Here is a 15,361-nt window from a genome sequence, read left to right on the forward strand (position 1 = left end):
CCTCCCGGCCGCCGCCGAGCCGTCGCCCGCGTCGGGCCGCCCCGCTCCGCCACCCGGATCCCGCCCAGGCGAGCAGCGTTCGGAGCTTCCTGGTCCACCACCGCCCAGCACCGGCGAGGCGGCACCATGCGGTCCCGGCCCCGCGCTCACGCCCTGCGGAACGGCGTCGCACACGCCCCGTGAAGCAGCGTCGCTGTTGTCCTGCTGGGTCGCCGACAGCCTGTCGCGCCAGCGAGGGGCGAGGAGAAGGATCCCGGCGGTGGCGGCCACCGAGAGGGCGAAGCCGTAGGATCTGGCGAGTTCGGGCACGAACAGCACCAGCAGCAGAACCGTTGCCGAAAGGGCCGCGAAACCGTCTCGTGCCCTGCCGGTGCCCAGCGCGACGGCGGCCGCCAGACCCATGAGCAGAGCACGCAGGACGCTCGGCGACGGACGGGCCACGACGGCGAACGCGAGCATGGAGAGCGCGGCCAGAACGGCGCGTACGGGCAAAGGAAAACCGAACAGCCGGGAGAGAGCCAGCATCGCGCCCGCGACGATGGCCAGGTTGGCCCCGCTCACAGCGTTGAGGTGGCTCAGGCCCGCTTCCTTGAAGTCGGCCGTCACCTGCGGGTCCATCCGTGAGACGTCGCCGACGACCAGGCCGGGGAGGAGGCCGCGCTGGTCCGGAGGAAGCACGTCGGCGGCGGACCGCAGGCCCGATCTCAGGGCGCCCGCCGCTGTCTGGAGCTTCGACGGTGGCGTCAGGACCCGCGGCGGGCCGCGTACGAGGAGGACGGCCGCCACCAGGTCGCCCGCGGTCGGCATGGCGAGCCGGCCGATGACTTCGAGATGCTGGCTGGGGAGGAGACGGGCCCAGGCCGCCCCGCTGGAGAACACGGTGACGGGGACGTTGACGGCCTGCCGGGCCTCGGCCGTCCGGAGGATCGTCACGGTGGCCGGGGTCACGTAACTGTCCGGTGCGAACGGAATGCGCCGGCCGGATCTGCGTCTCGGGTCGTCCGTCAGCACGATCTGGGCGGTGACGAAGGCATTCGCGGCTGCGCCCTCGGCCACCGGACCGGTGGTCACGGCGTGAACCCTGAAAGCCACCGATCCGGACGCCGCGGCCGCGCTGACGAGGGTGGCCAGGATGACACCGCGCCAGGTGGCGACCCCGTCGGACGAGCGTCCGCATGCCGCGCCCGTGGTGCGCGGGGATGCCGGCGGCGGGCTTCCGACTCGCCGAAACCGCGAGGTCGACGTCGTGACTCGCGGAAACGCACGGTAGGAAGCCACGCCCCGTCCAGACGTCGCGGCCCGGCGAGGGGACAGGCGTGCGGCGGGTGAGCGGGTGTGCCAGGCCACGGCGACGGCTCCGAAGGCCGCGGCCAGGGCGACGGCCGTGCCGATGCGTGCGGAGCAGCCGAGCAGGATGAGCGCGCACGCCCAGGCGCCGATCGCGGGCAGCAGCAAAGGCCAGGCGTGGCTCCTGACCGGGGGCGAAGGCAGCGGGCCGGTCATGTCAGACGCGCACCTTCGGTTTGATCTCGTCGAACTTGCGCGGCCCTATGCCGCTGACCTCGCGGAGCTGGTCGACGGAGGTGAAAGCGCCGTGGGTGGTGCGGAACTCGGCGATGCGTGCCGCCAGCACCTCGCCCACGCCCGGCAGTTCTTCGAGCTGGTCCGGTGTGGCGGTGTTGAGGTCGATGACGCCCCCGGCAGGGCCCGTGATCGGCGAAGCCTGGGCCATCGTGCCGGGAGGCGCGCCCACGACGATCTGCTCACCGTCGACCAGGCGTCTGGCGAGGTTGAGGGAGTCGAGGGACGCCTTGCGTGACACTCCCCCGGCCGCGGTCACCGCGTCCGTGACCCTGGCGCCTGCCGGGAGCAGGTAGACGCCCGGCTTGCGGATCTTGCCGGCGACGTGGACGGTCACCTTGGGAGCCGAGCGGGTCGTGGACGGGGTCGGTGACGACACCGGGGTGGGCGGTGGCAGCGGCGCGGGCGAGGGCTGGGATCGCCAGACGAAGAACACCGCGACGGCTGTGGCCAAGGCGCCCACGGCCACGAGGACCCGCAGACCGGGCCTGCCGGGATCGAGGGCGGAGCTCTTCGAGGCCAGAGTCGCGCGGAATGCCTGGAACGTGGGCGGCACCGGGACGGGACCGCGCTCCCGTGCGGTCTGCGGAGGCTGTGGACCCTCGTAGGCACCGTCGAAGGCCCGTGACGGCTCCTGGGACAGGTCGAAGGCCCCGGTCGGCTCACCGGCCTCATGAGCGCTCCCGGCGGTCCGCAACTCGCCGGGCGCTCCATCGACGTCGCCGGAGATCTCTTCACCAGCCCCCGGCCCGCCAGTCCGAGCGGGATCGCCCACCGCGACGCGCGGCTCGCCAGGCGAAGCGCCACGAACGACCTCATCCGACCACCACCTCCCGGAGGAGGGGCTTCGTGGCGGCTGAGGGAAGGGGCCGGGGTCGTCGTGAGGGCCGCGGGAGTAAGGCATTCTTCGGGCGTCGGCGCGTGCCCGCATCGCGGGCCGGCGGCGAGGGCGACGGGGCGGGGTCGTGATCGAGCGCAGCCGGGACTCGGCGATGGCTCGTTCTGCCGTCGGATCGGGGGTTCGCACGCCGGTGAAGGTATGCGGGCGGGCGGCCGAGCCCGCGGACCGAGCCGCGTTCTGTGGACAACGATGGCTTATCCACAGGCAGGCGCGGCGAGGACGAGCACAGCAGCCCGGGACGTGGCACACCCGTTGTGCCGGGGCGACACCGCAGGCGGGCTATGGAAGAGCGGTCACCGTCAGGCCGAGCATGCCAGGCCCCACGTGGGCCCCGATCACCGCCCCCACCTCGGCCACCCGCAACTCCGCCGCCGACGGCATCCGCTTGGACAGCCGCTCGGCCAGCGCCTGCGCGCGGTCCGGGGCCCGCAGGTGCTGCACCGCGACCTCCACCGTCCCCTGCCCTGCCGCCTCCACCGCCAGGTCCTCCAGGCGGGCGATGGCGCGTGAGGAGGTGCGGACCTTCTCGAGCAGGGAGACGCGGCCGTCCACGATGTGCAGCAGCGGCTTGATCATCAGGGCTGACCCGACGAGGGAGGCCGCCGCGCCGATGCGGCCGCTGCGGCGCAGGTAGTCGAGGGTGTCGACGTAGAAGAACGTACGGGTGGCCGTTACGCACCGGCGGGCCGCCGAGGCGGCCTCCTCCAGGGAGGCCCCGCCCGCCGCGGCGCGGGCCGCGGCGAGCACCGGGTAGCCGAGGCCCATCGCGATCGAGCGGCTGTCGACCACCTCCACCGGTACGGGGGCGTCGGAGGCGGCGGCCAGGGCGGAATCGGCGGTCCCGGACATCGCGGCCGAGAGGTGGACCGACACGATGCCCGTGACGCCCGCGGCGGCCAGAGAGGCGTAGCAGGCGGCGAACGCGGCGGGCGCCGGCCGGGAGGTGGTGGCGGAGGCGAGGTCGCCGGTGAAGGAACCCTCGTCATGGGACACGCCCCGGGCGATCACCTGGACGGGCACGACCGTGACGCCCGGCGCGGGCGGCAGGTAGGCGGTGGAGTCGGTGACGACGGCGACCGTGGGCGGCATGTGCCGACGTCAGTTACTGGACAGGGGTGCCGCCCCGCCACACCCGGCGCGGCTCGAGGCCGAAGGACCAGGCGAAGGCGCCCTCGTGGTCGGCGTCCCACTGCACGATGTCGGCCAGCCGGCCCGGGGCCAGCACACCGCGGTCGGGGGCGCCGAGAACGGTGGCGCCGCCGAGGGTGGCCGCGCGCAGCGCGTCGTTGACGCTCATGCCGAACGCCGACACCGCCATGGCGATGACCAGGGCCATCGAGGTGATGCCGCAGTAGCCGGGGTTGTGGTCGCTGCCGAGCGCGATCTGCACGCCGTGCTTGATCATCTGGCGGACCGGCGGGAGGTGGCCGCGCTGCAGGGCGGTGGCGGGGCAGACGACGGCGGGCACGCCGTAGCGCGACATGATGGCGATGTCCTCGTCGGACATGTGGTGCAGCCCGTCGGCGGAGGCGCAGCCCAGCTCGGCGGCCAGCTGGACGGCGCCGCGGCGGCTGTACTGGCCGGCGTGGATGCGCGGCAGCAGGCCGACGTTGCGGCCGGAGGCGAGGACCCAGCGGGACTCCTCGGTGGTGAAGTGGCCCTCGTCGCAGTAGACGTCGACGCTGTCGGCGCCCGCCGCGGCGGCGTCGGCGCACCAGGAGCCGACGGCCTCGACGTATTCGCGCTGCCGGCCGAAGTATTCGGGCGGGACCACGTGCGCCGCGAGGAAGGTGACGTGCACCCGCGGCATCATCGGCTCCTTCTCCAGCTCGCGCAGGAGCCGCACGTCGGCCAGCTCGCCGTCGCGGGTGAGGTGGTAGCCGGTCTTGGCCTCGACGGTGGTGGTGCCGCTGAGCAGCCAGTCGCGCAGGCGCTCGCGCACGCCGTTGCAGAGCGTCCAGGGGTCGGTGCCGCGGGTCACGGTGACGGTGGAGCCCACGCCGCCGCCGGCCGCGGTGATCGACGCGGACGTCGAGCCGCCGGTGCGGATGGCCAGCTCGGCGTAGCGGTTGCCGGCGTAGACCGGGTGGGTGTGGGCGTCGATGAGCCCGGGCGTGACAAGGGCGCCACCCAGGTTCTCGACGTGGTCGACGTCGACGATGTCGTCGACGACTCCCGGCACCGTCTGCGGCAGGTCGGGCGCGCGCCCGACCCACGCGATGCGGTCGTTGTGCACGAGGATGGCGGCGTTGCTCAGGACTTCGTTGCCGGTCCAGAGACGGCCGATGTTGGTCAGCAGCCGAACGGTCACCGCATCACCGCCCCGCGAGAGCCTCTGCCCGCTTCCCGGCATGGTCCCAGCGCCCAGCGCACGGCCTGCGCCGCGCCCACTGAGTCCGCTCCGGGTCCGGACGACATGGGGGGTCTCCTGCTCTAGTCCGCGTCATGCTGTGCGGTGACCGTATCGCCAGAGACATGATCCGGCGATTTCAGTTCAGTTACGTTATTTCACAGGCTGGGCCGCTGTACAGGGTTATTCGGAAGAAAGACCACTGATCCCATCCGTCACCCAGCCCTGCCTCGTCCCCACGGCCCCCGTTGACGACTTCCACATCAGTAGTCATCATCCGAAACCTAGACCCGAACCAAAATGCAGACCAACTTTAGGTCTGGCCAATGGTAGCAACCCCTGGGTGCGCGGACCACTGCCGCTTTTGGGCAGCTCTGCGCGCTTTTAGGCGAGAGCTGCCCAACCGCTCCGCGATATACGGTGGGGCGCCGGCGTACGGGACGGTCTAGGAGACGCGCTCGACCGGCTTGCCCACCCGCTCCAGCTCCTGCGACAGGCTGGGCAGGACGCGGGCGTGCAGGATCGTGCCGTCGCCGACGTGCTCGACGGAGAGCACCTCGCCCTCCTTGTGGGCACGCGAGATCAGGTCGCCCCTGTCGTAGGGCACCAGCAGGCTGACCTCGTGGTCGAGCCGCGGCAGCTCCTGCTCGATGAGCGCCATGAGCTCGGGGATGCCCTTGCCCGTGCGGGCCGACACCACGATGCTGTCGCGCTCACGCCGGAGGATCCGGTCGATCACGTCCTGATCGGCCAGGTCGGCCTTGTTGATCACGACGATCTCGGGGATGGCGGAGGCGCCCTCGATGTCGGCGAACACCTCACGCACGGCCGCCAGCTGACCCTCGGGGTCGGGGTGGGATCCGTCGACGACGTGCAGGATCAGGTCGGCGTCGGCCACCTCTTCCAGCGTGGAGCGGAACGCCTCGACGAGCTGGTGCGGCAGATGCCGGACGAACCCGACCGTGTCGGCGATCGTGAACAGCCGGCCCTCGGGCGTGCGCGCCCGGCGGACCGTCGGGTCGAGGGTCGCGAACAGCGCGTCCTCCACCAGCACGCCCGCGCCGGTGACGCGGTTGAGCAGCGAGGACTTGCCCGCGTTGGTGTAGCCGGCGATCGCCACGGCCGGAACCTCGCGCCGCTGGCGCTGGTAGCGCATGGTGTCGCGCGACGTGGACATGCCCCTGATCTGGCGGCGCAGCTTGGCCATCCGCTCGCGGATGCGCCGGCGGTCGAGCTCGATCTTGGTCTCACCGGGCCCGCGGCCGCCGATGCCGACGCCGCCCGCGGCGCGCCCGCCGACCTGCCGGGACAGGTTGCCGCCCCAGCCGCGCAGGCGCGGCAGCAGGTATTGCAGCTGCGCCAGCTCGACCTGGGCCTTGCCCTCACGGCTCTTGGCGTGCTGGGCGAAGATGTCGAGGATCAGCGCGGTGCGGTCGATCACCTTGACCTTGACCGTCTCCTCGAGCTGCCGGAGCTGACCGGGGGTCAGCTCGCCGTCGCAGATCACGGTGTCGGCGGCGGTCGACTCGACCACGTCGCGCAGTTCGAGCGCCTTGCCCGAGCCGATGTAGGTCGCCGGGTCGGGCTTCTGACGGCGCTGGATCAGGCCGTCGAGCACTTCGGACCCGGCCGTTTCGGCGAGGAGCTTGAGCTCGAGAAGCGAGTTCTCGGCGTCCTCGACGGTGCCGGAGGTCCAGACGCCGACCAGGACGACCCGCTCGAGCCGCAACTGCCGGTATTCGACCTCGGAGATGTCCTGAAGTTCGGTGGACAGGCCCGCCACGCGGCGCAGCGCCTGACGCTCCTCAAGGTCCATGTCGCCGGTCTCGTACGCGTCGAGCGCGGGGTTTTCGTGCATACGTGTCATCTCTATTAGGGAACGTCCGGACACCACGATGTCTTCCCACGATGGTGGCATGACATCCCTGGCGCAATCACCTGGTTATCCCGGCTCCACGCTGACGTCGCCCGAACCGGCCGAGACCGAGATCTTGTTCGGCGACGAGCCGTCGTTGTCCACCTTGACGTTCACGTCGCCGGATCCGACGTCAGTACTCACGGCGTACTTGCCCGCCGGCACGACGAGTTTCGTGTTGCCCGAGCCGGTCTTCAGCCTGGCCTCTGCCGGGGCGCTGCGGTATTTCAGCTCGATGTCGCCCGATCCCGCGTCGGCGTACACCTTCTTGCCGCCGAGGCCGGCGGCGTCGACGTCGCCCGAGCCGAGCTTGACGTCGATCGTTCCCGTCAGGTCCCTGAGCGTCATGTTGCCCGAGCCGGCCTCGAGGTCGACGGCCAGCCCCTTGGGAATCTCGATCTTGTAGTCGACGCGGCAGCTGCCGAAGCTCGACGGGCAGTCGTAGGTGACGAACAGTTCCTCGCCCTCGACCTTGTGCTCGGGGGTGGGCTTGTCGTCGCCGCGCCAGCGGAGGGTCTCGGTGACGCGGATGGCGTCGCCCCCGGTCTCGGTGACCACGGTGTCGCCCGCGCTGCTCTCGAGCCGCAGCTTGGTCACCTTGTCGGTCACCTGGTAGGAGGCGGTGTCCTGCTCGGTGGGACCCCCGATGTTCGCGAGACCGCACCCGGTCAGCGCCAATGCGGAGGCCAGCAGCCCGCCCGCGATCGCCATCGTTCTCATGCCCCGCATCCTTTCGTGCTGCGCGGCCCGCCCGCATCGGGGTTCTCCCGGACGAATCCCCCGGGGGAACCCCGTCTTTGACCGCGGAAGGATCGGAAGGGTAGCTTCGGTTCCATAATTCAGAAGTCGTTTTCCACATCGCGGAACAGTGGGGAAGAGGTTCATGGAGATCACCGGCCCGATGCACGATCGGTACGACGAGATCCTCACGCCGGAGGCGCTCGCGTTCGTGGCGACCCTTCAGCGGGAGTTCGGCGCCAGGCGGCTTGAGCTGCTGGAGGCCCGCCAGGCGCGGCAGGCCGAGCTGTCGGCCGGCGCCATGCTCGACTTCCTGCCCGAGACGAAGGAGATCAGGGAGGGCGACTGGCAGGTCGCCTCCCCGGCGCCCGGCCTGGAGGACCGCCGCGTCGAGATCACCGGCCCCGTCGACAAGAAGATGACCATCAACGCGCTCAACTCCGGCGCCAAGGTCTGGCTGGCCGACTTCGAGGACGCCAACTCCCCGCTCTGGGAGAACTGCGTGAGCGGCCACATCAACCTGCGCGACGCGCTCGACCGTACGATCGACTTCGAGTCCGGAGGCAAGACGTACGCGCTGCGCCCCGACGACGAGCTGGCCACCGTCGTGGTGCGGCCGCGCGGGTGGCACCTCGACGAGAAGCACGCGCAGGTCGACGGGCGTCCGGTCTCGGGGTCGCTGTTCGACTTCGGCCTCTACTTCTTCCACTGCGCCCAGCGGCAGCTCGACAAGGGCAAGGGCCCGTACTTCTACCTGCCCAAGATCGAGTCGCACCTGGAGGCGCGGCTCTGGAACGAGGTGTTCACGCGGGCGCAGGAGCTGCTCGGCATCCCGCACGGCACGATCAGGGCCACCGTGCTCATCGAGACCTACCCGGCGGCGTTCGAGATGGAGGAGATCCTCTACGAGCTGCGCGACCACTCCGCGGGGCTCAACGCCGGCCGCTGGGACTACCTGTTCAGCGTGATCAAGACGTTCCGCACCAGGGGCAGGGAGTTCCTGCTTCCCGAGCGGAACGCGGTGACGATGACCGCGCCGTTCATGCGGGCGTACACCGAGTTGCTGGTGCGCACGTGTCACAAGCGGGGCGCGCACGCGATCGGCGGGATGGCGGCGTTCATCCCCTCGCGGCGTGACCCCGAGGTGAACGCGGTGGCGCTGGAGAAGGTGCGGGCCGACAAGACGCGCGAGTCCGGCGACGGGTTCGACGGGTCGTGGGTGGCGCATCCCGACCTGGTGCCGGTCTGCCGCGAGGTGTTCGACGGCGTGCTGGGGTCGCGGCCCAACCAGCTCGACCGCCTGCGCGAGGACGTCAGCGTGTCCGCCGCCGCCCTCCTGGCGGTCTCGGAGACGCCCGGCGAGATCACGGAGGCGGGGCTGCGCAACAACGTGGACGTGGGGCTGCGCTACCTCGCCGCCTGGATGGGCGGTCAGGGCGCGGCGGCGATCCACAACCTCATGGAGGACGCCGCCACGGCCGAGATCTCACGTTCGCAGATCTGGCAGTGGATCCACAACGACATCGAGCTCGCCGACACGGGCGCGCGGGTGACGAAGGAACTGGTCGAGCAGATCATCGCGGAGGAGCTGGCCAGGATCGCGCAGGAGCCGGGCTACGACGAGGGTCTGTACGCCCAGGCCACCGCGCTGTTCAAGGCGGTCGCGCTGGACGACGACTTCGCGGAGTTCCTCACGCTGCCCGCATATGCTCGAATGCCATAGGAAAGGCGAATAAAGGGGGATCGGTGATGGAAACGCTGATAGCGGCCCTGCGGTCGCTGCTGCCCCACGACTCGGTGATCACCGATCCCGTACGCCTGCGCACCTACGAGTGCGACGGCCTGACCTACCACCGGGCGACCCCGGGCGTGGTCGTGCTGCCCGCCACGGCCGAGCAGGTCGCCCGCGTGGTACGCCTGTGCAACGACTTCGGCGTGCCCTTCGTGGCGAGGGGCTCGGGCACCGGGCTGTCGGGAGGCGCGCTCCCCCGCGAGGACGGCGTGCTCATCGTCACCTCGAAGATGCGCGCCATCCTGGAGATCGACCTCGACAACCGCAGGGCGGTGGTGGAGCCGGGCGTCACCAACCTGGCCATCACCGAGGCCGTGCGCGACCAGGGCTACTATTACGCCCCCGACCCCTCCAGCCAGCAGATCTGCTCGATCGGCGGCAACGTCGCCGAGAACTCCGGCGGCGCCCACTGCCTGAAGTACGGCTTCACCGTCAACCACGTCGAGGCCTGCGAGATCGTCACCCCCGACGGCGACCTGGTGACGCTCGACCGCGCGGACCCCGGCTACGACCTGCTGGGCGCGTTCGTGGGCTCGGAGGGCACGCTGGGCATCGCCACCAAGGTCACGGTACGCCTGTGCCGCGCGCCCGAGTCGGTGACCACGGTGCTGGCCGCGTTCGAGAGCATCGAGCAGGGCGGCGAGGCGGTCTCGGCGATCATCGGGGCGGGCATCGTGCCGGCCGCGATCGAGATGATGGACGCGCTGGCCATCGAGGCGGCCGAGGCGGCGGTGGCCTGCGCCTATCCCGAGGGCGCGGGCGCCGTGCTCATCGTGGAGCTCGACGGGCCCGCCGACGAGGTGGAGCTGCAGTTCGACCGGCTCAAGGAGATCTGCTCGGGCGCGTTCGAACTGCGGGTGGCGGCCGGCGCGGCCGAGCGGGCGGCCATCTGGAAGGGCCGCAAGTCGGCGTTCGCGGCCGTGGGGCGCATCAGCCCGGCCTACATCGTCCAGGACGGCGTGGTGCCGCGCACGTCGCTGCCCGGCGTGCTGGCCGCCATCGACCGGCTCTCGGCCGAGCACCGGATCAAGGTGGCCAACGTCTTCCACGCGGGCGACGGCAACCTGCATCCGCTGGTGTTGTTCGACGACGCGGAGCCGGGTGCGGGCGAGCGGGCCGAGGTGGTCTCCGGCGCGATCCTCGACCTGTGCATCGAGCACGGCGGCTCGATCACGGGCGAGCACGGCGTCGGAGTCGACAAATCACGTTATATGCCGAGGATGTTCAGCGACGACGACCTGGACACCATGCAACTCGTCCGGTGCGCGTTCGACCCGCGCGGGCTGTCCAACCCGGGCAAGGTGTTTCCCACGCCGCGGCTGTGCGGCGAGGTGCCGGGCGTGCGCAAGGGCGTGCACCCGCTGGTCGAGTCGGGGAAGGCGGAACAGTTCTGATGACCCTGGCGGCGAGCGGCGTGACGGTCAGGCGGGCCGGCGACAAGGACGCCGTGAGCGGCGTGGTCCCGCGCTGGGTGGCGCTGCCCGAGACGGTGGAGGAGATCGCGGCGGTGCTGCGGGCCTGCGAGGAGCAGGACCTCGCGGTGGTGCCCGTGGGCGGCGGCACCAAGCTGCACTGGGGCCACCCGCCCGAGCGGTGCGACGTCCTGCTCGACATGTGCTGCATGAACGAGGTCATCGAGCACGCGGCCGGCGACCTCGTGGTGCGGGCGCAGGCCGGCGTCACGATGGACGCCCTGGCCGCCGCGCTCGCCGGCAAAGGGCAGGAGCTGGCGCTCGACCCGCCGTTCGCCGGGCACACGACGGTCGGCGGCACGCTGGCCGCCGCGACCGCCGGCCCGCGCTCCTTCCGCTACGGCACCGCCCGCGACCTGCTCATCGGCGTCACCGTCGTCCTGCCCGACGGCACGGTCGCGCGGTCGGGCGGCAAGGTGGTCAAGAACGTCGCCGGCTACGACCTCGGCAAGCTCTTCACCGGTTCGCGCGGCACGCTGGGCGTGATCGCCGAGGCGACCTTCCGCCTGCACCCGCTGCCCGCGCGGCGGCGCTGGGTCGTGGCGGGCACGCAGGTCGCCGGCCTCGCCGCGGAGACCCTGGTGCGCCTGGCCGCCTCCCAGGCCGAACCCTCTGCCGTGGACATCGACTGTCCCGACGGCCGGCACGCGACGATCGCGGTGCTGGTGGAGGGGTCGGCCGCCGAGCAGCGCGCGCTGGCCCTGCGCGACGTGCTCGGCGACGGCACGATCACGGACGGGCCGCCGGACTGGTGGGGACGCATCCTCACGGACGAGGTGCTGGCAGAGCTGCGCTTCCCGCCCGCGCGCACGATCGAGGCGCTGGTGGCTGCGGGCGAGAGCGGGTTCTCCTTCCGCGGCTCCCCGGCCACGGGACACGCCTATCTGGAACGCGGCGGCGAGGTTTCTGAGGCGGAGCTGACGGCCGCCGTCGACCGGCTCAGAGCGCGGATCGAGGCGCTGGGCGGGCGGGTGAGCGTCCCCGCCTCGCCGTACGACGGGATCGACAGGTGGGGGCAGGTGAGCACGTTGCCGCTGATGCGGCGGGTGAAGGAACGGTTCGATCCCGGGCGCAGGATGTCCCCCGGCCGGTTCGCAGGAAGGATCTGACGTGGATCCTGAGCTGATCAACGACTGCGTGCACTGCGGCTTCTGCCTGCCGACGTGCCCGACGTACGCGCTGTGGGGCGAGGAGATGGACTCGCCGCGTGGCCGTATCCACCTGATGAAACAGCACGTCGAGGGCACGCCCATCACCCCCGAGATGGCCGGGCACTTCGACGCCTGCCTGGGCTGCATGGCGTGCGTCACGGCGTGCCCCTCCGGGGTCAAGTACGACCGGCTGATCGAGCAGACCAGGGCCGTGGTCGAGCGGGAGCACGTACGCGAGCCGGAGGACCGGGCCGTGCGCGGAATCGTGTTCAGTCTCTTCCCCTACCCGCGCAGGCTGCGGCTGCTGCGGCCGACGACGTGGCTGGCCGGGCGGATGGCGCCGTTCCTGTCCCGGGTGCATCCCGGCCTCGGCTCCATGGCGGGGCTGGCGCCGCGGGTGGAGCACCGCTCGCGCATGCCGCGCGTCGTCAGGGCCAGGGGTGAGCGCAGGGCCGTGGTCGGCATGCTCACCGGGTGCGTACAGGGAGAGTTCTTCCCCCAGGTCAACGCGGCCACCGCGCGGGTGCTCGCGCTGGAGGGCTGCGACGTGGTCATCCCGCGGGGTCAGGGCTGCTGCGGCGCGCTCAGCGTGCACTCGGGGCGCGACGAGCAGGCCAGGAGGCTCGCCCGGCGCACGGTCAGGACGTTCGAGAAGGCGGGCGTCGACACCGTCGTGGTGAACGCCGCGGGATGCGGCTCCTCCATGAAGGAATACGCCGAGCTGCTCGGCCGCGAGCCCCGGTTCAAGGTCGCGGACCTGTCGGAATATCTCGCCGAGCTGGGCCCCGTGGCCACGCGGCATCCGCTGCCGCTCACCGTCGCCTACCACGACGCCTGCCACCTGGCCCACGCCCAGGGCATCCGTGAGCAGCCGCGCGAGCTGCTGCGCGGCATCCCCGGCCTGGAACTGCGCGAGATCCCCGAGTCGGCCATCTGCTGCGGGTCCGCGGGCACGTACAACATCCTGCAGCCGCAGGCCGCCCGCGACCTCGGCGACAGGAAGGCGCGCGCGGTGGGCACGACCGGCGCCGGCCTGCTGGTCTCCGCCAACCCCGGCTGCACCATGCAGATCGCCTCCGCCATGCGCCGCGCCGGCGGGGAGATCAGGGTGGCGCACACGGCCGAGGTGCTCGACGCCTCGCTACGCGGCGTGCGCCTGTGAGCGTCCAGTCGGTCGAGCGGGCGCTCGACGTGCTGGAGGCGCTGGCCGAGCACGGGGGTGAGGCGGGCCTGTCGGAGATCGCCGCCAGGACGGGCCTGCCGTACGCCACCATCCACCGGCTGCTGCGGACGCTGCTCGCCCGCGGCTACGTACGCCAGGAGTCCGACCGCCGGTACGCGCTCGGCGGCGGGCTCGTACGCCTGGGCGGCATCGCGGAGAGCATGGTCGGCGAGTGGGCGCAACCGTACCTCGCCAAGATGGTCGAGCTGTCCGGCGAGACCGCCAACCTGGCCGTGCTCGAAGGCGACTTCATCGTCTACGTGGCCCAGGCGCCCTCGCCGCGCAGGCTGCGCATGTTCGCCGAGGTCGGCAGGCGGGTGCTGCCGCACAGCACGGCGGTGGGCAAGGTGCTGCTGGCCGGGCGGCCCGCCTCCGAGGCGGTCGCGGTGTTCGAGCGGACCGGCATGCCGCGGCGCACCCCCAACACGATCATCGAGCTGGGCGCGATGCTCGCCGAGCTCGAACGGATCAGGTCACGGGGTTACGCCATGGACCTGGGCGAGGAGGAGCTGGGCGTGCACTGCCTGGCCGTGCCCGTCTGGGACGGTGACCGGGTGGTGGCCGCGATGTCGGTGTCGGGCCCCGCCGAACGCATCGACGGGCTGGACCGCGACGAGCTGGCCGAGGGCATGCGGAAGATCGCGCTCGACTTCGGCAACGAGCTCCGTCCGGTGGCCGACGGCAGTTGAGTAGTCAATTACTTTTCCAGGGCCGCTGACGTGCGCGTACACCGCCGATTCCGCTCACCGCCCGCCAAGATCCCCGTGAGAAGCTCCGTGCAGCGAAGTATGCTGTTGCGGTATGAGCAACACCGCGACCGTGCAATCAGTAGATCGGGCCATTGCCATCCTGGAAATCCTCGCCCGTGAGGGTTCTACCCGAGTGACGGACCTCGCGACAGAGCTCGACGTGCACAAGTCCACGGCCTTCCGTTTACTCGCCGCTCTGGAGCAGGGCGGTCTGGTGGAGCAGAGCAGCGACCGGGGGCGCTACCAGCTCGGCTTCGGCGTCGTACGCCTGGCAGGAGCGGCCACCGCCCAGCTCGACCTGTCGCGCGAAGGCAGAGACGTGTGCGAGCGGCTGGCCGAGCAGCTCGGCGAGACCGTCAACATCGCGGTCCCCCAGGACGGCGACGCGGTCAACCTCACCCAGATCCGCGGCCCGGCCGCGATCAGCGGACACAACTGGGTCGGGCAGAGCACCCCCGCCCACGCCAGTTCCAGCGGCAAGGTGCTGCTGGCCTTCGGCGCCCTGAGCGTGCCCGGCGAGCTCGACCGCTACACCCCCAGCACGATCACCTCCGAGGACGAGCTGGACCTCGACGCCATCAGGGAGCGCGGCTGGGCCGCGGCCGTGGAGGAGCTCGAGGTCGGGCTGAACGCGGTCGCCGCGCCGATCAGGGGCAACGACGGCACCGTCGTGGCTGCCGTCAGCGTCTCCGCGCCCTCCTACCGGCTGACACCCGACCGGCTGCCCGAGGTGGGCGAGCTGCTGGTCGAGGGTGCGCGGGAGATAAGCCAGCGCATGGGCTATTACCGTTGAGGCATGTGCAGAAGCATCAAGACCCTCCGTCCCCCGTACACCGAGAGTGTGACCGAGGAGGACGTACGCGCGGCGGCGCTGCAGTACGTCAGGAAGATCTCCGGCTTCCGGGCACCCGCCGCGCACAACGCGCAGGCGTTCGACCGGGCCGTCGAGACCATCACCAGGGCGTCCGAGGAGCTGCTCGGGGCGTTGCAGGTGCGCGGAAGCCGCTGACCGGGCGGGCTACGACGAGGTGCGGGACACGGGCCGGCCGCCCGCGCAGGCGATGGTGAGCTCCACCTCGTCGCCTTCCTCCTGCTCGAACTCGACCTTGGCCTCCCGGGCGGGCCCCGGCTCGACGCCGTCCGCCGCGTAACCCTGGGCGGGGCTCCACGAGCGCAACGTCACCTGGTCGCCGTCGCAGGAGGCGATCACCGTGCCGCCCGCGCTGCGGATCAGCTTCTCCTGCCGGGTCCGGGCGGGCGAGCCGGTCGGCGTCATGACCGCGCGCGGCGTCGCGGTCGCCAGGGCCGCGCGCACCTCCGGCCCGGTGAGCACGTGGCTGGAGGCGCCGGTGAGGCCGTTGCCGAGCAGGCCGAGCACGGCCACGCCCGCGCCGGTGGCGGCGACGGCGGTGGCGGCCCAGGCCAGGACGAGTCTCTTCATCGCCTCCCAGCCTCCCCCATGTACGGCTAACGTCAGGTTAAGGCGACCC

General features: G+C 71.6%; 14 protein-coding genes. 7 read left to right on the top strand and 7 right to left on the bottom strand.

Annotation, left to right across the window (positions count from 1 at the left end):
- The 6 genes from E1295_RS49715 to E1295_RS28620 form a co-directional block, all read right to left on the bottom strand.
- Window positions 1–1,503 (bottom strand): ComEC/Rec2 family competence protein (locus E1295_RS49715; protein WP_181958058.1); only part of this gene is annotated, 1,503 nt, incomplete at its 3' end.
- 1 nt (window position 1,504) lies between these two features.
- On the bottom strand, window positions 1,505–2,278 hold the full coding sequence (locus E1295_RS28600) for a ComEA family DNA-binding protein (protein ID WP_246080452.1): 774 nt from the start codon (window positions 2,276–2,278) through the stop codon (window positions 1,505–1,507).
- 483 nt (window positions 2,279–2,761) lie between these two features.
- Window positions 2,762–3,571 (bottom strand): DegV family protein, encoded by an 810-nt coding sequence (locus E1295_RS28605; RefSeq protein ID WP_132634534.1) that lies wholly within the window; start codon window positions 3,569–3,571, stop codon window positions 2,762–2,764.
- 13 nt (window positions 3,572–3,584) lie between these two features.
- Window positions 3,585–4,793: an imidazolonepropionase gene (gene hutI / locus E1295_RS28610; protein ID WP_132634536.1), complete on the bottom strand. Its 1,209-nt coding sequence runs from the start codon at window positions 4,791–4,793 to the stop codon at window positions 3,585–3,587.
- Window positions 4,794–5,277: 484 nt separating this feature from the next.
- Window positions 5,278–6,690, bottom strand: a complete 1,413-nt coding sequence (hflX, locus tag E1295_RS28615) for a GTPase HflX (protein ID WP_132634538.1) — start codon at window positions 6,688–6,690, stop codon at window positions 5,278–5,280.
- Between the two features lie 84 nt (window positions 6,691–6,774).
- Window positions 6,775–7,467 carry a DUF4097 family beta strand repeat-containing protein gene (locus E1295_RS28620; protein WP_132634540.1) on the bottom strand — a complete coding sequence of 231 codons (693 nt, stop codon included), beginning with the start codon at window positions 7,465–7,467 and terminating at the stop codon, window positions 6,775–6,777.
- 163 nt (window positions 7,468–7,630) lie between these two features.
- On the opposite strand from E1295_RS28620, the gene aceB reads away from it, so the two are divergent.
- The 7 genes from aceB (at window position 7,631) to E1295_RS28655 (ending at window position 14,880) form a co-directional block, all read left to right on the top strand.
- Complete coding sequence (aceB, locus tag E1295_RS28625) at window positions 7,631–9,208, top strand: malate synthase A (protein ID WP_132634542.1); 1,578 nt, start codon at window positions 7,631–7,633, stop codon at window positions 9,206–9,208.
- Window positions 9,209–9,234: 26 nt separating this feature from the next.
- A complete protein-coding gene (locus E1295_RS28630) occupies window positions 9,235–10,671 on the top strand; it encodes an FAD-linked oxidase C-terminal domain-containing protein (protein WP_132634544.1) in 1,437 nt (478 codons plus the stop codon).
- A complete protein-coding gene (locus E1295_RS28635; RefSeq protein ID WP_132634546.1) occupies window positions 10,671–11,858 on the top strand; it encodes an FAD-binding oxidoreductase in 1,188 nt (395 codons plus the stop codon). Before E1295_RS28630 ends, E1295_RS28635 begins: the two co-directional genes overlap by 1 nt.
- A 1-nt stretch (window position 11,859) precedes the next feature.
- On the top strand, window positions 11,860–13,062 hold the full coding sequence (locus E1295_RS28640) for a (Fe-S)-binding protein (RefSeq protein WP_132634548.1): 1,203 nt from the start codon (window positions 11,860–11,862) through the stop codon (window positions 13,060–13,062).
- Window positions 13,059–13,811, top strand: a complete 753-nt coding sequence (locus tag E1295_RS28645) for an IclR family transcriptional regulator (protein WP_132634550.1) — start codon at window positions 13,059–13,061, stop codon at window positions 13,809–13,811. The genes E1295_RS28640 and E1295_RS28645 overlap by 4 nt, the downstream gene beginning before the upstream one ends.
- Before the next feature lie 112 nt (window positions 13,812–13,923).
- Complete coding sequence (locus E1295_RS28650) at window positions 13,924–14,664, top strand: IclR family transcriptional regulator (protein WP_181958059.1); 741 nt, start codon at window positions 13,924–13,926, stop codon at window positions 14,662–14,664.
- Window positions 14,665–14,667: 3 nt separating this feature from the next.
- The gene (locus E1295_RS28655; protein ID WP_132332970.1) at window positions 14,668–14,880 is read left to right on the top strand and encodes a DUF2277 domain-containing protein; all 213 of its coding nucleotides are present in this window, start codon (window positions 14,668–14,670) and stop codon (window positions 14,878–14,880) included.
- Between the two features lie 9 nt (window positions 14,881–14,889).
- On the opposite strand, the gene E1295_RS28660 is transcribed toward E1295_RS28655, so the two are convergent.
- Window positions 14,890–15,312, bottom strand: coding sequence for a hypothetical protein (locus tag E1295_RS28660; protein WP_132634552.1), 423 nt, complete (start codon window positions 15,310–15,312; stop codon window positions 14,890–14,892).
- Window positions 15,313–15,361 lie beyond the last annotated feature (49 nt).

The organism is Nonomuraea mesophila (genome assembly GCF_004352805.1).
Taxonomy (GTDB): Bacteria; Actinomycetota; Actinomycetes; order Streptosporangiales; family Streptosporangiaceae; genus Nonomuraea; species Nonomuraea longispora.

Excerpts from the sequence above, each read along its gene's own strand:
- E1295_RS28605 (WP_132634534.1), bottom strand. The coding sequence starts at position 3,571 with ATGCCGCCCACGGTCGCCGTCGTCACCGACTCCACCGCCTACCTGCCG.
- hflX (WP_132634538.1), bottom strand. The coding sequence starts at position 6,690 with ATGCACGAAAACCCCGCGCTCGACGCGTACGAGACCGGCGACATGGAC.
- E1295_RS28620 (WP_132634540.1), bottom strand. The coding sequence starts at position 7,467 with ATGAGAACGATGGCGATCGCGGGCGGGCTGCTGGCCTCCGCATTGGCG.
- aceB (WP_132634542.1), top strand. The coding sequence starts at position 7,631 with ATGGAGATCACCGGCCCGATGCACGATCGGTACGACGAGATCCTCACG.
- E1295_RS28630 (WP_132634544.1), top strand. The coding sequence starts at position 9,235 with ATGGAAACGCTGATAGCGGCCCTGCGGTCGCTGCTGCCCCACGACTCG.
- E1295_RS28635 (WP_132634546.1), top strand. The coding sequence starts at position 10,671 with ATGACCCTGGCGGCGAGCGGCGTGACGGTCAGGCGGGCCGGCGACAAG.
- E1295_RS28650 (WP_181958059.1), top strand. The coding sequence starts at position 13,924 with ATGAGCAACACCGCGACCGTGCAATCAGTAGATCGGGCCATTGCCATC.
- E1295_RS28655 (WP_132332970.1), top strand. The coding sequence starts at position 14,668 with ATGTGCAGAAGCATCAAGACCCTCCGTCCCCCGTACACCGAGAGTGTG.
- E1295_RS28660 (WP_132634552.1), bottom strand. The coding sequence starts at position 15,312 with ATGAAGAGACTCGTCCTGGCCTGGGCCGCCACCGCCGTCGCCGCCACC.